We start from the raw sequence: 16354 nt of genomic DNA, 5'->3' as shown, positions 1-16354 counted from the left end.
CCGGTAACGAATGTCGCGTACCCCTGTACGCTCTTCTCAGGTTCTAAGGACTGCACAATGAAAAAAGCATTGCTGACCCTTTCTGCACTGGCCTTATGTTTGTCTGCTGGCGCCGCGATGGCCAAGGATTACAAGGTACTGCGTTTCGGCGTGGACCCGTCCTACGCTCCGTTTGAATCCAAGGCCGCCGACGGCAGCCTGGTGGGCTTTGACATCGACCTGGGCAACGCCATCTGCAAAGAACTGAAAGTGCAGTGCAAGTGGGTCGAGAACGACTTCGACGGCATGGTGCCGGGCCTGAACGCCGGCAAATTCGACGGCGTGATTTCGTCCATGACCGTGACCGAAGCGCGGGAAAAGGTCATCGATTTCTCCAGCGAACTGTTCTCCGGCCCAACCGCGCTGGTGTTCAAAAAGGGTGCGGCCTACAGCACGCCCGAGTCGCTCAAAGGCAAGACCGTGGGCTATGAGCAGGGCACCATCCAGGAAGCCTACGCCAAGGCCAAACTGGAGCCGGCCGGGGTGAAAATCCAGCCTTACGCCAACCAGGACCAGGTCTACGCTGACTTGACCAATGGCCGCCTGGACGCTTCCATCCAGGACATGCTGCAGGCCGAGCTGGGCTTCCTGAAGTCTCCGCAGGGCGCCGCCTACGAAGTCAGCAAGCCAGTGGACGACCCGCTGCTGCCGGCCAAGACCGCCGTCGGTATCAAGAAAGGTAACAAAGACCTCAAGGCCCTGCTGGATAAAGGTATCGAAGCGTTACACAAAGATGGCACCTACGATGCCATTCAGAAGAAACACTTCGGTGATCTGAACCTGTACAGCGGTAAGTAACATTTGGTAACGACGCCTTCCTCTCTCCGGGGGAAGGCGTTTTTTCTACCTGCACAGGCCTGATCCATGTTCGATGACCTATTACAAAACCTGGGGCTTTCGGCATTCAGCTTGAAGGGCTTCGGCCCCATCCTGCTGGAAGGCACCTGGATGACCATCAAGCTTGCCGTGCTGTCGCTGCTGGTGAGCGTTTGCCTGGGGCTGCTGGGCGCTACCGCCAAGCTGTCCAGCGTCAAGCTTCTGCGCGTGCCTGCCCAGCTCTACACCACCCTGATCCGCGGCGTGCCTGACCTGGTGCTGATGCTGCTGATCTTCTACAGCCTGCAGACCTGGCTGACCAATTTCACCGACGCCATGGACTGGGACTACATCGAGATCGACCCTTTCGTCTCGGGGGTGATCACCCTGGGTTTCATCTATGGCGCCTATTTCACCGAAACCTTCCGTGGCGCCATCCTCGCCGTACCGCGCGGCCAGGTGGAAGCGGCTACCGCCTACGGCCTCAAGCGCGGCCAGCGCTTTCGTTACGTGGTGTTCCCGCAAATGATGCGCTTTGCCCTGCCGGGCATCGGCAATAACTGGATGGTGATGCTCAAGGCCACCGCGCTGGTGTCGATCATCGGCCTGGCGGACGTGGTCAAGGCCGCGCAGGACGCCGGCAAGAGTACTTACCAGCTGTTCTACTTCCTGGTCCTGGCGGCCGTCATCTACCTGCTGATCACCAGTGCATCCAACATCGTGTTGCGCTGGGCTGAACGGCGTTACAGCGCAGGCAGCCGGGAGGCGGTGCGATGATCGAATTGTTGCAACAGTACTGGCGCCCGTTCCTGTATTCGGACGGTCAGCACATCACCGGCCTGGCCATGACCATGTGGCTGCTCAGCGCCTCCATCGCCATCGGCTTCGTGGTGTCGATTCCGCTGTCCATCGCCCGCGTGTCCAGCCACTTCTGGCTGCGCTGGCCGGTGCAGTTCTACACCTATCTGTTCCGCGGCACGCCGCTCTACATCCAGTTGCTGATCTGCTACACCGGTATCTACAGTATTGCCGCGGTGCGCGAGCAACCGGTGCTGGACGCGTTCTTCCGCGATGCCATGAACTGCACCATCCTGGCCTTCGCCCTGAACACGTGCGCCTACACCACCGAAATCTTCGCCGGCGCCATCCGCAGCATGAACCACGGTGAAGTCGAGGCAGCCAAGGCTTACGGCCTCACGGGCTGGAAGCTGTACACCTACGTGATCATGCCCTCGGCCCTGCGCCGCTCGCTGCCGTTCTACAGCAACGAAGTGATCCTGATGCTGCACTCCACCACCGTGGCCTTCACCGCCACCGTGCCCGATATCCTCAAGGTGGCCCGGGACGCCAACTCGGCGACCTTCCTCACCTTCCAGTCGTTCGGCATCGCCGCGCTGATCTACCTGACCATCACCTTTACGCTGGTGGGGCTGTTCCGCCTGGCTGAACGCCGCTGGCTGGCCTTCCTCGGCCCCGCGCACTAGGACACGATCATGCGACACCATACCCATGACCTGATCAGCCCGGTGCCCGGCACCACCCGGCAGGTCCACAGCTTTCACTATGGCCCCACGGACGGCGCCGGCAAGATCTACATCCAGGCTTCGCTGCACGCCGACGAACTGCCCGGCATGCTGGTGGCCTGGCACCTCAAGCAGCGCCTGAGCGAGCTGGAACAGGCCGGGCGCCTGACCCACGAAATCGTGCTGGTGCCGGTGGCTAACCCGGTGGGCCTCGAACAAGTGCTGATGGACGTGCCCCTGGGCCGCTATGAGCTGGAGAGCGGGCAAAACTTCAACCGCCTGTTCGTCGACCTCAGTGATGAGGTGGGGACCGAGGTGGAACCCCACCTCAGCGACGACCCGCAGCACAACGCCAGCCTGATCCGCGCCAGCCTGCGCAAAGCCCTGCAAGCGCAGGTGCCGACCACCCAGTTGCAATCCCAGCGCCTGGTGTTGCAGCGCCTGGCCTGCGATGCGCTGATGGTGCTGGACCTGCACTGTGACTTCGAAGCCGTGCAACACCTGTACACCACGCCCGAGGCCTGGCCCAGGGTAGAGCCGTTGTCGCGCTACCTGGGCGCTCAGGCCAGCCTGCTCGCCACCGATTCGGGCGGCCAGTCGTTCGACGAGTGCTTCACCCTGGTGTGGTGGGAGTTGCAGCAGCGCTTCAACCACCGTTTCGAGATCCCCCAGGGCAGCTTTTCGGTGACCGTGGAACTGCGCGGTCAGGGCGATGTGGACCACCCCACGGCCCTGGCCGACTGCCAGGGCATTCTCGACTACCTGACGCACTTCGGCGCCATCAGCGGCACCCCGGCGCCCTTGCCCGCGTTGCTGCAGCCTGCCACGCCACTGGCGGCCGTAGAACCGGTGGTCACGCCCGTGGGCGGCCTGCTGGTGTTTCATGTGCTGCCGGGCACCCTGATGACGACCGACCAGCTGATCGCCGAGGTCATAGACCCGATCACCGACACCGTGACCCCGGTGCGGTGTGCCCAACCTGGCTTGCTCTACGCCCGTTCGCTGCGCCGCATGGCCACCGCCGGCATGGTCATTGCCCATGTCGCCGGCCGTGACGCCTACCGCAGCGGCTACCTCCTTTCGCCTTGAGACCCACTTGCCCATGTACAAACTGACCATCGAAGGCCTGCACAAACGCTACGGCGACAACGAAGTGCTCAAGGGCGTATCGCTCAAGGCCAACACCGGCGACGTCATCAGCCTGATCGGCGCCAGCGGCTCGGGCAAGAGCACGTTCCTGCGCTGCATCAACTTCCTGGAAACCCCGAACGACGGCGCCATGAGCCTGGACGGCAAGCAGATCCGCATGGTGCAGGACAGCCATGGCATGCGCGTGGCCGACCCGGCCGAACTGCAGCGTATTCGCACGCGCCTGGCCATGGTGTTCCAGCACTTCAACCTGTGGAGCCACATGAGCGTGCTGGAAAACGTCACCATGGCCCCGCGCCGGGTGCTGGGCGTGAGCAAGCAGGAAGCCGAAGAGCGGGCGCGCCGCTACCTGGACAAGGTAGGCCTGCCGGCGCGGGTCGCCGACCAATACCCGGCGTTCCTTTCCGGTGGCCAGCAGCAGCGCGTGGCCATCGCCCGCGCGCTGGCCATGGAACCGGAGGTGATGCTGTTCGACGAACCCACCTCGGCGCTGGACCCGGAGCTGGTGGGGGAAGTACTGAAGGTGATTCAGGGCCTGGCCGAGGAAGGCCGCACCATGATCATGGTCACCCACGAAATGAGCTTCGCGCGCCAGGTGTCCAACCAGGTGATGTTCCTGCACAAGGGCCTGGTGGAAGAACAAGGCGCCCCGGCGGACGTACTGGGCAACCCGACCAGCGAGCGGTTGCGCCAGTTCCTCAGTGGCAACCTGAAGTAACACCCACTGCGCTTTTAAAACAAAACTATCTGCCGGGCGCCGCTGTCTTTGGTTTAACCCCCACGGACAGCACCCATGCCCGATCACGCCCGCCACTGGTTCGCCGACCGACACTGGAAACCCTTCGCTTTCCAGAAACAGGTCTGGACAGCGGTGAAAGCGGGACAGTCCGGCCTGCTGCATGCCAGTACCGGCGCCGGCAAGACTTACGCACTGTGGTTCGCGGCCTTGCAGCGGTTCGCCAAGGCCGGCAGCCGCACCGCGCCACTGACGGTGCTGTGGATCACGCCCATGCGCGCACTGGCGGCCGACACCCAACGCGCTCTGCAAACGCCCCTTGACGACCTGCAACTGCCCTGGAGCCTGGGCCTGCGCACCGGCGATACCAGCAGCGCCGAACGCGCGCGACAGGGTCGGCGCCTGCCGACCACGCTGATCACCACCCCGGAAAGCCTGACCCTGCTGCTGGCCCGTGAGCAGGCGCACACCGAATTCGCCAGCCTGCGCATGGTGGTGGTGGACGAGTGGCACGAACTGATCGGCAACAAGCGCGGCGTGCAACTGCAACTGGCCCTGGCGCGTCTGCGCCGCTGGCAACCTGGCCTGATCGTGTGGGGTATTTCCGCCACCCTTGGCAACCAGGCCCACGCCCAGGAAGTCCTGTTGGGCCCGGGCGAAGGTATCAGCGTGCAGGGCGCCGACGCCAAGCGCATCGAGGTCGACACCCTGTTGCCCGGCGCCATCGAGCGCTTCCCCTGGGGTGGCCACATGGGCCTGCGCATGCTGGACCAGGTGGTGGCCGAAATCGACGCCAGCAGCAGTTGCCTGGTGTTCACCAACACCCGCGCCCAGGCGGAAATCTGGTTTCAGTCGATTCTGGACGCCCGCCCCGACTGGGCCGGTATCATCGCCTTGCACCATAGTTCGCTGGCGCGCGAAACCCGCGACTGGGTTGAACGGGCACTCAAGCAAGGCGAACTCAAGGCCGTGGTCTGCACCTCCAGCCTCGACCTGGGCGTGGACTTTCTGCCGGTGGAGCGCGTGCTGCAGATCGGCTCGGCCAAGGGTGTGGCGCGGCTGATGCAACGCGCCGGCCGCTCGGGCCACGCGCCCGGTCGCGCCTCGCGGGTCACCCTGGTGCCCACGCACAGCCTGGAACTGGTGGAAGCGGCCGCCGCCGAGCAGGCCGTGGCCGACCGTCAGATCGAACCGCGTGAATCACCGCACAAACCGCTGGACGTGCTGGTACAGCACCTGGTGACCATGGCCCTGGGGGGCGGCTTCTTGCCTGAGCAACTGCTGGCCGAGGTACGCAGCGCCTGGGCTTACCGCGACCTGACCGATGACGAATGGCGCTGGGCCCTGGCGTTCGTCCGCCATGGCGGCCACTCGCTGACCGCCTACCCTGACTACCGCCGCGTGGAGCCTGACGAACACGGCGTGTGGCGGGTGCCCGACGCCCGGCTGGCGCGCCGCCACCGCATGAGTATCGGCACCATCGTCAGCGACGCCAGCCTGCAACTCAAATTCTGGAGCAAAGGCGGAGGCGGCCGCTCCCTGGGCAGTGTCGAAGAAGGCTTCATCGCCCGCCTGCGCCCCGGCGACGGCTTCCTGTTCGCCGGCCGGCAACTGGAGTTGGTGCGGGTGGAAAACATGACCGCCTATGTCAAGCGCAGCACCGCGAAAAAAGCCGCCGTACCCCGTTGGAATGGTGGGCGCATGCCGTTGTCCAGCGAGCTGGCCGATGCCCTGGTGGTGCAACTGGGCCTGGCAGCCCAGGGCGAGTACCACAGCGCGCCCATGCGTGCTGTGCGGCCGTTGCTGGAGGTGCAGCAACACTGGTCCGCGCTGCCAACCCCCACTACCCTGCTGGCCGAAACCCTCAAGTCCCGAGAGGGCTGGCACCTGTTTCTCTACCCCTTTGCCGGCCGCCAGGTACACCTGGGGCTGGCCAGCCTGCTGGCCTCACGCATGAGCCGCCAGCAGCCGCTGACCTTCTCCATGGCGGTCAATGACTACGGCTTCGAACTGCTCAGCGCAACGGCGGTGGACTGGCCGCTGTGGCTCAATGGGACCTTGCTCAGCCCCGATCACCTGCTGGCCGACGTCGTGGCCAGCCTCAATGCCGGGGAACTGGCGCAACGACGTTTCCGGGAGATCGCGCGCATTTCCGGCCTGGTCTTCGGCGGTTACCCCGGGTCGCAAAAAAGTACACGCCAGGTTCAGGCCTCCAGCAGCCTGTTCTTCGAGGTGTTCAAACAGTACGATGCCGGCAACCTGCTGCTTACCCAAGCCCAGGAAGAGGTGCTGCGCCAGGAGCTGGATGTGCAGCGCCTGGCTCATACTCTGACGCGCATTCAGGGCCTGCGCCTGGACGTGCATGCCCTCAAGCGCGCCACGCCTCTGGCGTTCCCCTTGTTGGTGGAGCGCTTTCGCGAAAGCCTGAGTTCGGAAAAACTTGCTGATCGCATCGCGCGGATGGTCGGCGAACTTGAGCGGGCAGCAGACCGGTGAGCGGGCATCATGAGTTAAGTGTGCATGGCACCACGCTGTGGCTGCTGCCGGAGAAAGCTATCTATTGGCCTCAGCAGCGCGCGCTGTTGATAGCCGACGCCCATTTCGGCAAGGCGGCAGCCTACCGGCGCCTGGGGCAACCAGTGCCCCACGGTACCACGGCCAGCAACCTGGCCATGCTGGACCGCCTTCTGGCGCAGCATGACTGCGGGCAATTGATCTTCCTCGGTGACTTCCTCCATGCACCCGGCTCACAAGGCCCTGCGACCCTGGCCGCCCTGATGGCCTGGCGCGAGCGGCACACGAATCTCGCAGTGACGCTGATACGCGGCAACCACGACCGGCGCGCTGGCGACCCGCCTGCCGAGCTGGGTTTCCAGGTCGTCAGTGAACCTTGGGTGGTCGGGCCCCTGGCCCTGCAGCACGAACCCACGCCCCATTCGCACCTACCGGTGCTGGCCGGGCATGTACACCCCGTATATCGATTACACGGGAGAGGCCGCCAGAGCCTGCGCCTGCCCTGCTTTGTGCTGGGCGGGCAGGTCAGCCTGCTGCCTGCTTTCGGAGCGTTCACGGGGGGCTATGCGGTGCGCCCCGGGGTGGGCGAGACCGTCTACGTGGTAGGTGACGGACACGTCTGGCCAGTGGCCGGCTAGACCCTGCCCTGCAGGAGTTGGCAAGCCAACCCCTGCACCGTCGTCAGCTTCACGCCACGGGGGCGGGTGGTGGCTGGTCTGGAATAGTAGGTTCGCCAGGCTCTTCGGGCTGAGGGTAGTCGGGATTGGGATCGGGGTCCGGTTGGCCCGGTAGGCCGCCTGCCTGTTGGGCCATGGGGTTGGCCAGCAAGGTCCAGGCAAGCACGCCAATCTGGTTGGGTTGCAGCCTGGCCAGTTCGGCGCTGATGGTCGGGTCGATTTTCATAGGCACTCCCTGGGCAAAGGTCCGCTTCGCGTGACGCGAAACAGAACAGTTCACCTCGATAGAGTGCCTTTTTCCCGACTAATTCCTTGCGCCGGTCGGATTAAGTACGCGGCAGGGTCACGCCACGCTGGCCCTGGTACTTGCCGCCGCGGTCTTTATAGGACACTTCGCACTCTTCGTCGGACTCCAGGAACAGCATCTGCGCCACGCCTTCGTTGGCGTAGATCTTGGCCGGCAACGTGGTGGTGTTGGAGAACTCCAGGGTCACGTGGCCTTCCCACTCCGGTTCCAGCGGCGTGACGTTGACGATGATGCCGCAACGCGCGTAGGTGCTCTTGCCCAGGCAGATGGTCAGCACATTGCGCGGGATACGGAAGTACTCCACGGTGCGGGCCAGCGCGAAGGAGTTCGGCGGGATGATGCACACGTCGCTCTTGACGTCGACGAAGCTCTTCTCATCGAAGTTCTTCGGGTCGACCGTGGCCGAGTTGATGTTGGTGAACACCTTGAATTCATCGGCGCAGCGCACGTCGTAGCCGTAGCTGGACACGCCGAAGGAGATCAGCCGGTCGGCGCCTTCGCCACGCATCTGGCGCTCGACGAAAGGCTCGATCATGCCGTGCTCTTGCGCCATGCGGCGAATCCACTTGTCCGATTTGATGCTCATGGCGGGTGTCCTGAATAGCGAGGTGTGAAAATGATGCCGGCATCTTACCGGACCACGGGCCACGGCTCAAAGTGCAGTGGTCAATTAGCGGGCTGGAAGCCCGCGAAAACTGCGACTTTTCGTCACTTGCCCGCACCGTCAGTCATGATTTGGGATATTCGTTGCGAAGGGCATTGGCAGGCCCCGGAAAAAGGGTTATGGTGGCGTCACTGTGTTGCTTGTGTCACTGAGAATCTCTACCCGATGTTTTACATCTTCATGAATTTTCCTGCTCTTTGCACTCAGTCTCGGCCAGGGCGTTCCTAGCCGCAGTTAACTTTGTCCAAGGAGACTCACCATGTCCAATCGCCAAACCGGTACCGTTAAGTGGTTCAACGATGAAAAAGGCTTCGGCTTCATCACTCCACAATCCGGTGACGACCTGTTCGTACACTTCAAAGCTATCCAGGCTGACGGCTTCAAAAGCCTGAAAGAAGGCCAGCAAGTTTCTTTCGTCGCTACCCGCGGCCAGAAAGGCATGCAAGCTGAAGAAGTTCAAGTTATCTAACTTGTACTGAACAGTTCAAAAGAACCCCGCTCTCGAGCGGGGTTTTTTTATGCCTGGAATTTGCGATGCCTGTTCCCCGAGCTCGCCCGGTCCGGACGAAGCTCGGGGACCAAATGACGCCGATCTCAATCGTCGCTGACGGTGATGTTCGGCATCGCGGGCGCCGCAGCCTCCTGCAACACGATCCGCGCACCCACGTGGCGAGCCAACTCCTGGTAAACCATGGCGATCTGACTTTCCGGTTCAGCGATGGCCGTGGGCTTGCCGCTGTCGGCCTGCTCGCGGATCAGCATCGACAACGGCAACGAAGCCAGCAGCTCCACACCGTACTGGGCCGCCAGCTTCTCGCCACCGCCCTCGCCAAACAGGTGCTCGGCATGGCCACAGTTGGAGCAGATGTGCACGGCCATGTTCTCCACCACACCCAATACCGGGATGTTGACCTTGCGGAACATCTCCACGCCCTTCCTGGCGTCCAGCAGTGCCAGGTCCTGGGGCGTGGTCACGATCACCGAACCGGCCACCGGCACTTTCTGCGCCAGGGTCAGCTGGATGTCGCCGGTGCCTGGCGGCATGTCGATGACCAGGTAGTCCAGATCGTCCCAGGCAGTCTGCGTGATCAACTGCAGCAACGCGCCAGACACCATGGGCCCGCGCCACACCATGGGGGTGTTGTCATCGGTCAGGAAGGCCATGGACATCACCTCCACGCCATGTGCCTTGAGCGGCACGAACCACTTCTGGTCCTTGACCAGCGGCCGGGTGCCTTCGGCAATACCGAACATCACCCCTTGGCTGGGGCCATAGATATCGGCATCGAGCATGCCCACTCGCGCACCTTCACGGGCCAGTGCCAAGGCCAGGTTGGCGGCGGTGGTGGACTTGCCCACCCCGCCCTTGCCCGAGGCCACTGCCACGATGTTCTTGACGTTGGCCATGCCTGGCACCTGGGCCTGAGCCTTGTGCGCGGCGATCACGCAGTTGATCTGCACCGTGGCGCGGGCGACGCCCTCCAGGCCCTCGATGCCCAGTTGCAGCATCTGCGCGAACCCGTTCTTGAACAGGCCGGCGGCGTAGCCCAGTTCCAGCGTGACGCTGACCTGCTCGCCATTGATGTCGATGGCCCGCACGCATCCGGCGCTGACCGGGTCCTGGTTCAGGTAGGGGTCTGTGTACTGGCGAAGCACGGCCTCGACGGCTGCGCGGTTGACGGCGCCCATGGGTTCTCCCGTTATATAAAGACTGAGCAAGACAGGCGGCTATCCTAGCGCGTCCGCGGCACGGTAGGGAAAATCTCGAAGCCCCCCGCGCTACCCTGCGGGGCAGAGGAAGCCTGGGGAGGGTGAAAAAAATCCGCCGGGCCTTTATAGTGGCCGATCTTCGTTTGACTTCTAAGTAGCCGAGCCCCATGTCCGAGCCCCGCAAGATTCTCGTCACCAGCGCCCTGCCCTACGCCAACGGTTCGATCCACCTTGGCCACATGGTCGAGTACATCCAGACCGACATGTGGGTGCGTTTCCAGAAGCACCGTGGCAACCAGTGCACCTATGTCTGCGCCGACGACGCCCACGGTTCGGCCATCATGCTGCGCGCGGAAAAGGAAGGCATCACCCCCGAACAGCTGATCGCCAACGTGCAGGTCGAACACAGTACCGACTTCGCCGACTTCCTGGTGGAATTCGACAATTTCCACTCCACCCACTCGCAAGAGAACCGCGAACTGTCGTCGCAGATCTACCTGAAGCTGCGCGACGCCGGGCACATTTCCCAGCGTTCGGTCACCCAGTACTTCGACCCCGACAAGCAGATGTTCCTGGCCGACCGCTTCATCAAGGGCACTTGCCCCAAGTGCGCGGCCGAAGACCAGTATGGCGACAACTGCGAAAAATGCGGCGCCACCTACGCGCCCACCGAGCTGAAGAACCCCAAGTCGGCGATCTCCGGTGCCACCCCGGTACTGCGGGACTCCCAGCACTTCTTCTTCAAGCTGCCCGACTTCCAGGACATGCTCAAGGCCTGGACCCGCAGCGGCACGCTGCAGGACGCCGTCGCCAACAAGCTGGCCGAATGGCTGGACAGCGGCCTGCAGGAGTGGGACATCTCCCGTGACGCACCGTATTTCGGCTTCGAGATTCCAGGCGAGCCTGGCAAATATTTCTACGTGTGGCTGGATGCGCCGATCGGCTACATGGCCAGCTTCAAGAACCTGTGCGCACGCCGCCCGGAGCTGGACTTCGACGCGTACTGGAGCAAGGACTCCACCGCCGAGCTGTACCACTTCATCGGCAAGGACATCATCAACTTCCACGCGCTGTTCTGGCCCGCCATGCTCGAAGGCGCCGGCTACCGCAAGCCGACCGCGGTGAACGTGCACGGCTACCTGACCGTCAACGGTCAGAAGATGTCCAAGTCGCGCGGCACCTTCGTCAAGGCCCGCACCTACCTGGACCACCTGTCGCCGGAATACCTGCGCTACTACTACGCCTCCAAACTGGGCCGCGGCGTGGACGACATGGACCTGAACCTCGACGACTTCGTGCAGAAGGTCAACTCCGACCTGGTGGGCAAGGTCGTCAACATCGCCAGCCGCTGCGCCGGCTTCATCCACAAAGGCAACGCCGGCGTGCTGGTGGCCGAGAACGCCGCCCCTGAGCTGACCGATGCCTTCCTGGCCGCGGCCCCAAGCATCGCCGAAGCCTACGAGGCCCGTGACTTCGCCCGTGCCATGCGCGAAATCATGGCCCTGGCCGACCGCGCCAACGCCTTCATCGCCGACAAGGCACCGTGGGCCCTGGCCAAGCAGGAAGGCAAGCAGGACGAAGTGCAGGCCGTGTGTGCCCTGGGCGTTAACCTGTTCCGCCAGTTGGTGATCTTCCTCAAACCGGTGCTGCCGAACCTGGCCGCTGACGCCGAGGCGTTCCTCAACGTCGCGCCCCTGACCTGGGACGACCACAAGACCCTGTTGGCCAACCACACGCTGAACCCGTTCCAGGCGCTGATGAGCCGTATCGACCCGGTGAAGGTGCAGGCCATGGTGGACGCCTCCAGGGAGGACCTGGAAGCCAGCCAGGCCCCAGCCGCGCCTGCCGGCAACGGCGAGCTGAGCAAAGACCCGCTGTCGCCGGAAATCGAGTTCGACGCTTTCGCCGCAGTCGACCTGCGCGTGGCCCTGATCGTCAAAGCCGAGCATGTCGAGGGTGCGGACAAACTGTTGCGCCTGACCCTGGACATCGGTGACCAGCAACGCAACGTGTTCTCGGGCATCAAGAGTGCCTACCCGAACCCGGCCGAGCTGGAAGGTCGCCTGACCATGATGATCGCCAACCTCAAGCCGCGCAAAATGCGCTTCGGTATTTCCGAAGGCATGGTCATGGCTGCCGGCCCTGGCGGCGAAGAGATCTACCTGCTGAGCCCCGACAGCGGCGCCAAGCCAGGCCAGCGCATCAAGTAACACCCGCCCTGGCGGTCATGCAGGAGCTGGCTTGCCAGCGAGCCGTTCCGGGCCACCGGACGCTCGCTGGCAAGCCAGCTCCTGCATTTATTTCGGACACCCGACATGAGCCTCATTCAACGCATCGACGCCCTCCTGCCCCAGACCCAATGCGGAAAATGCGGGCATGGCGGCTGCCTGCCCTACGCCCAGGGCCTGGCCGCCGGCGAAGCGATCAACAAATGCCCACCTGGCGGCACGGAGACCATCCGCGCGCTGGCAGACCTGCTGCAGGTGCCGGTCATCGCCCTGGACACCAGCCGCGGCAGTGCACCGGCGCAGGTGGCGTATATCCGCGAGGCCGAATGCATCGGCTGCACCAAATGCATCCAGGCTTGCCCGGTAGACGCCATCGTCGGCGCCGCCAAGCTCATGCATACCGTGATCATCGATGAATGCACCGGCTGCGACCTGTGCGTCGCTCCGTGCCCGGTGGACTGCATCGAGTTGCGCCCACTGCCCGCCAGCCAAGGGGTGGCCATCGTCGGTGGCCTCGCCCATGACGACAACGAGCGCCAGGCGCGTGCCCACAAACGTGACCGCGCCCGCCGCCGCTTCGAACACCACAACGCGCGCCTGGCCCGCGACCAGGCACGCCGCGAGAGCCTGCGCCAGGCCCGCCTGGCTTCGCCTGCCGCTACCACCGACCCGGTACAGGCCGCGCTGGCCCGCGTACAGGCCCAGAAGGCCGGCGACGATGCACCGCTCAAGCAAGCCAAGGTCGCCGCGGCCATGACCCGTGCACAGTGGACCAAGACACTGCGCGTATACCCGACGCCTCCGACCCTGGCGCACTTCCAACGCTTGCAGGCCCTGGACGAAGAAGCCAGCAACGCCGAAGCCCACCTGGCCAGCCTGCAGGGTCAGGCGCAGCCCGCTACCCCGCCAGCTCCAGGCGCCGACCTCAAGCGCGCGAAGATACAATTGGCCATGCGCCGCGCGGAGCTGGGCAAGCTGGAGCGCACCGACACCACCGACGCCGTGGCCCTGGAGAACGCTCGCCAGGCGGTCACTTTGGCCCAACAAGCGCTGGACGCCCTTGGCCAGCCATGACCTCAGGACACCGTGACCGATGAATGCCGCCAAACGCCGGGAAATTTTCCGCCGGCTCCACGAAGACAACCCCGAACCCAAGACCGAACTGGCCTACACCTCGGCCTTCGAACTGCTGATCGCCGTCATCCTGTCGGCCCAGTCCACCGACGTGGGCGTGAACAAGGCCACCGCCAGACTGTTTCCGGTCGCCAACACGCCCGCGGCCATCCATGCCCTGGGCATCGAGGGCCTGTCCGAATACATCAAGACCATCGGCCTGTACAACAGCAAGGCCCGCAACGTGATCGAAGCGTGCCGCATGCTGGTGGAACTGCATGGTGGCGAGGTTCCACAAACCCGCGAAGCCCTGGAGGCGCTGCCAGGCGTAGGCCGCAAAACCGCCAACGTGGTCCTCAACACCGCCTTCCGCCAGCCCACCATGGCAGTGGACACCCACATTTTCCGCGTCAGCAACCGCACTGGCATCGCCCCAGGCAAGAACGTGCTGGAGGTGGAAAGGAACCTGCTCAAGTTCGTACCCAAGGACTACCTGCTCGATTCACACCATTGGTTGATCCTGCACGGCCGTTACGTATGCCAGGCGCGCAAACCACGGTGCGGCAGTTGCCGGATCGAAGACTTGTGCGATTACAAGCACAAGACCTCCGACGATTGACGCCTTATTGAAAAAGCTGATCAGGCGATTGAAAAAATCTTTTTTACCTGTTGCGTTTTTACCGATATAAGGTGCGCCAATGGCATTCCAAGCCTGGAGTTGACTATATGAGCACCGGTAAAGAAGAACTGGATGTGGAAGACGAGTTCGCCCCCGTCGACAGCGATGACGATGCCCCCGTGGAGACGGCAAAAACCAATCTCAGCAAACGACGCACCATCGACAACCTTCTGGAAGAACGCCGCCTGCAAAAGCAGTTGGCCGATTACGATTTCGACCTCTGAACCCTCCGGCTGGGCGCCGGCGGGCAGCATTGCGCGGGCCAGCGAGCCTTTCAACGCGGCTCGACTGTTCGCCAGCAACCCAGCCGCACATTTTCCTTCAGGCCAGGCCGTTGCGCTGGGCCAATTCAATCAGGTCCACCAGGGACCGTGCATTGAGCTTGAGCAGCAACCGGGTCTTGTAGGTACTCACGGTCTTGTTGCTCAGGAACATGCCATCGGCGATTTCCTTGTTGCTCTTGCCCCGCGCCAGTTGCTGCAACACCATCATTTCACGCCCTGACAAGCGCTCGATCATCTGCGCCTCGGACGCATTGCCAAGGCTTGAGCGCACCGAGTGCAACGCCTGGTTGGGGAAATAACTGTAGCCTGACAGCACCGCCTTGATGGCACTGAGCAGTTCCGTCAGGTCCTGCTGCTTGCACACGTAACCCGCCGCGCCCGTCTGCATGCAGCGCATGGAGAAATGCCCAGGCGCCTGGGAAGTGAGCACCAGCACCTTGGCCGTCCGTTTCTCGGCCGTCAGCCTTGCGATGACCTCCAGGCCATCGAGCTTGGGTATGGCGATATCGAGTATGACGATGTCCGGTTCATGCTCCCGTGCCAGTTGCAGGGCGTCCACGCCATTGTCCGTCTCCCCTACCACCTCGTAGCAGTGGCGCTCCATCAGCATGCGCACCGCTAGGCGAATGACAGGGTGATCATCCACGATCAGCACTTTATTCATGGGAAAATCCAATTATCGCTGTTCGAATTTTTAGAGCCCGCACAATAGCCTAGTCGTCTGGCTCTTTGCATTGCATCGCCACCATCCACCTAGCAGCAAAGACAAAACCTACAGCCAACAAAGACTTTTCCTACAGAAAACCTCGTCCGTTGAAGTTCTCTCCAGATTTTTCCGACAATTGGTAGCCCTACATTGATAAATACCTGACGACAATGAGCATTGCACATTGATTTATCGGCAGCAATTGAGTATTTACTTACAAGACATTCAACCTGTTTCCAACTGCAGTCTTCCGTTTCCGGTACCACCGCGGCACACCCCACGCAATCATTCACCCGGTGCCTGCCCTTCTCTTTATATCCAGTTGTAAATGGTTTTTCACCTCGCAGATCCTGCAAAGGCCTTTGCCAGCGGGGGCGCCCACCCCTTCAATCAGGGAAGGCGCACCCTGGCGGCAGGATGGGCCTCGTCATAAACACAAACAAAAATAACTATGCATCAACCCGGCCCCGCCGTTGAAACTCTACGATGTCGCTGACTGATGTCGGCTGAATACAAGCCATGGCAAGGAGCTACCATGTCCAGTCCCCCCGCGCAGACCAAGAACCCGTTAACGATCATTGCAATCTTTGCCGCAATTGTAGAAGCATCGGCCTTGGCTTCACTGCCTTTTCTCAAAGAGGACAGCCAGGACCTATACACGTGGTTTCTGGTTGGCTTTCCACCGTTTCTGACACTGTTATTCTTTGTAACCCTTAATTTCAATTACAAAGTGCTGTACTCGCCTTCAGACTTCAATAACCAACGCGACTTCATGCAAATAGCCAACGGCCCACCGGCAGCGGTAACGCCCACCACACCCGAACCGACCCCGGCGGTCACCACCCCCCCGGTATCGGCCGTCAACCACCCGCCACCGGCGCCCGACCCTCCCGCCGCACCAGGCAGCACGGCGCGGCCAAGGGCCTTGTATATTCTGGACTGCAGGCATTTCGAAACCGCCGACCACCTGAATACAGCGATCGACACCCTCCTGAAGGCGCCCCACGCAAACGGCCAGCACCTGATACTGCTCTACCAGCCAAGGGAGGGGGGCGGTGGCGTCAACGAGTTGCTGGCGCAGGCCCTCGCCAGAACCTTCGAGCATGGCAGCGATTGCACCGTGAGCGCTTACGACATGGGCACCGCTGCGCTGGTCACCTTGAGCCGGCAAGCCAACGGGCCACTTGATAGCGCGGGCCCTGCGTGACC

At 62.8% G+C, this 16354-nt stretch carries 17 protein-coding genes; 13 read left to right on the top strand and 4 right to left on the bottom strand.

Annotated features, from left to right (window positions below; genetic code table 11):
- The first annotated feature begins 57 nt into the window (after nt 1-57).
- From QBK88_RS10515 to pdeM, 7 genes are all read left to right on the top strand, one after another.
- Nucleotides 58-837 (top strand): transporter substrate-binding domain-containing protein, encoded by a 780-nt coding sequence (locus tag QBK88_RS10515; protein ID WP_268149125.1) that lies wholly within the window; start codon nt 58-60, stop codon nt 835-837.
- Between the two features lie 66 nt (nt 838-903).
- Nucleotides 904-1632: an ABC transporter permease gene (locus tag QBK88_RS10510; protein WP_268149123.1), complete on the top strand. Its 729-nt coding sequence runs from the start codon at nt 904-906 to the stop codon at nt 1630-1632.
- On the top strand, nt 1629-2339 hold the full coding sequence (locus QBK88_RS10505) for an ABC transporter permease (RefSeq protein ID WP_268149121.1): 711 nt from the start codon (nt 1629-1631) through the stop codon (nt 2337-2339). The genes QBK88_RS10510 and QBK88_RS10505 overlap by 4 nt, the downstream gene beginning before the upstream one ends.
- Before the next feature lie 9 nt (nt 2340-2348).
- A complete protein-coding gene (locus QBK88_RS10500; RefSeq protein ID WP_277961990.1) occupies nt 2349-3467 on the top strand; it encodes a succinylglutamate desuccinylase/aspartoacylase family protein in 1119 nt (372 codons plus the stop codon).
- Between the two features lie 13 nt (nt 3468-3480).
- Nucleotides 3481-4245 (top strand): ABC transporter ATP-binding protein, encoded by a 765-nt coding sequence (locus QBK88_RS10495; protein ID WP_268151371.1) that lies wholly within the window; start codon nt 3481-3483, stop codon nt 4243-4245.
- A gap of 75 nt (nt 4246-4320) precedes the next feature.
- Complete coding sequence (locus QBK88_RS10490; protein WP_277961989.1) at nt 4321-6759, top strand: ligase-associated DNA damage response DEXH box helicase; 2439 nt, start codon at nt 4321-4323, stop codon at nt 6757-6759.
- Nucleotides 6760-6779: 20 nt separating this feature from the next.
- Nucleotides 6780-7415: a ligase-associated DNA damage response endonuclease PdeM gene (gene pdeM / locus QBK88_RS10485; RefSeq protein ID WP_445764919.1), complete on the top strand. Its 636-nt coding sequence runs from the start codon at nt 6780-6782 to the stop codon at nt 7413-7415.
- Between the two features lie 49 nt (nt 7416-7464).
- Here pdeM and QBK88_RS10480 read toward each other — a convergent pair whose 3' ends face one another.
- Both QBK88_RS10480 and dcd read right to left on the bottom strand, forming a co-directional pair.
- Nucleotides 7465-7680, bottom strand: coding sequence for a hypothetical protein (locus tag QBK88_RS10480; protein WP_268149115.1), 216 nt, complete (start codon nt 7678-7680; stop codon nt 7465-7467).
- 100 nt (nt 7681-7780) lie between these two features.
- Nucleotides 7781-8347 carry a dCTP deaminase gene (gene dcd, locus QBK88_RS10475; RefSeq protein WP_003184751.1) on the bottom strand — a complete coding sequence of 189 codons (567 nt, stop codon included), beginning with the start codon at nt 8345-8347 and terminating at the stop codon, nt 7781-7783.
- A gap of 337 nt (nt 8348-8684) precedes the next feature.
- Between dcd and QBK88_RS10470 the strand changes: the two genes are divergently transcribed.
- Nucleotides 8685-8894, top strand: a complete 210-nt coding sequence (locus QBK88_RS10470; protein ID WP_008365925.1) for a cold-shock protein — start codon at nt 8685-8687, stop codon at nt 8892-8894.
- A 125-nt stretch (nt 8895-9019) separates the two neighbouring features.
- Here the strand turns inward: QBK88_RS10470 and apbC are convergent, their stop codons facing one another.
- Nucleotides 9020-10114 (bottom strand): iron-sulfur cluster carrier protein ApbC, encoded by a 1095-nt coding sequence (gene apbC, locus QBK88_RS10465; RefSeq protein WP_277961987.1) that lies wholly within the window; start codon nt 10112-10114, stop codon nt 9020-9022.
- Nucleotides 10115-10302: 188 nt separating this feature from the next.
- On the opposite strand from apbC, the gene metG reads away from it, so the two are divergent.
- The 4 genes from metG to QBK88_RS10445 all read left to right on the top strand — a co-directional run bounded on the left by metG (nt 10303) and on the right by QBK88_RS10445 (nt 14379).
- Complete coding sequence (gene metG / locus QBK88_RS10460; protein ID WP_277961986.1) at nt 10303-12345, top strand: methionine--tRNA ligase; 2043 nt, start codon at nt 10303-10305, stop codon at nt 12343-12345.
- Nucleotides 12346-12426: 81 nt separating this feature from the next.
- Complete coding sequence (gene rsxB, locus QBK88_RS10455; RefSeq protein ID WP_277962091.1) at nt 12427-13437, top strand: electron transport complex subunit RsxB; 1011 nt, start codon at nt 12427-12429, stop codon at nt 13435-13437.
- Between the two features lie 19 nt (nt 13438-13456).
- Nucleotides 13457-14095, top strand: a complete 639-nt coding sequence (nth, locus tag QBK88_RS10450) for an endonuclease III (RefSeq protein WP_277961985.1) — start codon at nt 13457-13459, stop codon at nt 14093-14095.
- A 107-nt stretch (nt 14096-14202) separates the two neighbouring features.
- Nucleotides 14203-14379: a PA3496 family putative envelope integrity protein gene (locus tag QBK88_RS10445; RefSeq protein WP_268149104.1), complete on the top strand. Its 177-nt coding sequence runs from the start codon at nt 14203-14205 to the stop codon at nt 14377-14379.
- A 97-nt stretch (nt 14380-14476) separates the two neighbouring features.
- Here the strand turns inward: QBK88_RS10445 and QBK88_RS10440 are convergent, their stop codons facing one another.
- Entirely contained in the window at nt 14477-15103 is a 627-nt protein-coding gene (locus tag QBK88_RS10440) for a response regulator transcription factor (protein ID WP_268149102.1), read from the bottom strand.
- Between the two features lie 577 nt (nt 15104-15680).
- On the opposite strand from QBK88_RS10440, the gene QBK88_RS10435 reads away from it, so the two are divergent.
- Nucleotides 15681-16352, top strand: a complete 672-nt coding sequence (locus QBK88_RS10435) for a hypothetical protein (protein ID WP_277961984.1) — start codon at nt 15681-15683, stop codon at nt 16350-16352.
- Nucleotides 16353-16354 lie beyond the last annotated feature (2 nt).

Source organism: Pseudomonas sp. RIT-To-2 (assembly GCF_029623465.1).
Lineage (GTDB): Bacteria > Pseudomonadota > Gammaproteobacteria > Pseudomonadales > Pseudomonadaceae > Aquipseudomonas > Aquipseudomonas silvicola.
Note: the sequence above shows the minus strand (reverse complement) of the source record. Positions and strands in the feature narration are given on the sequence as shown.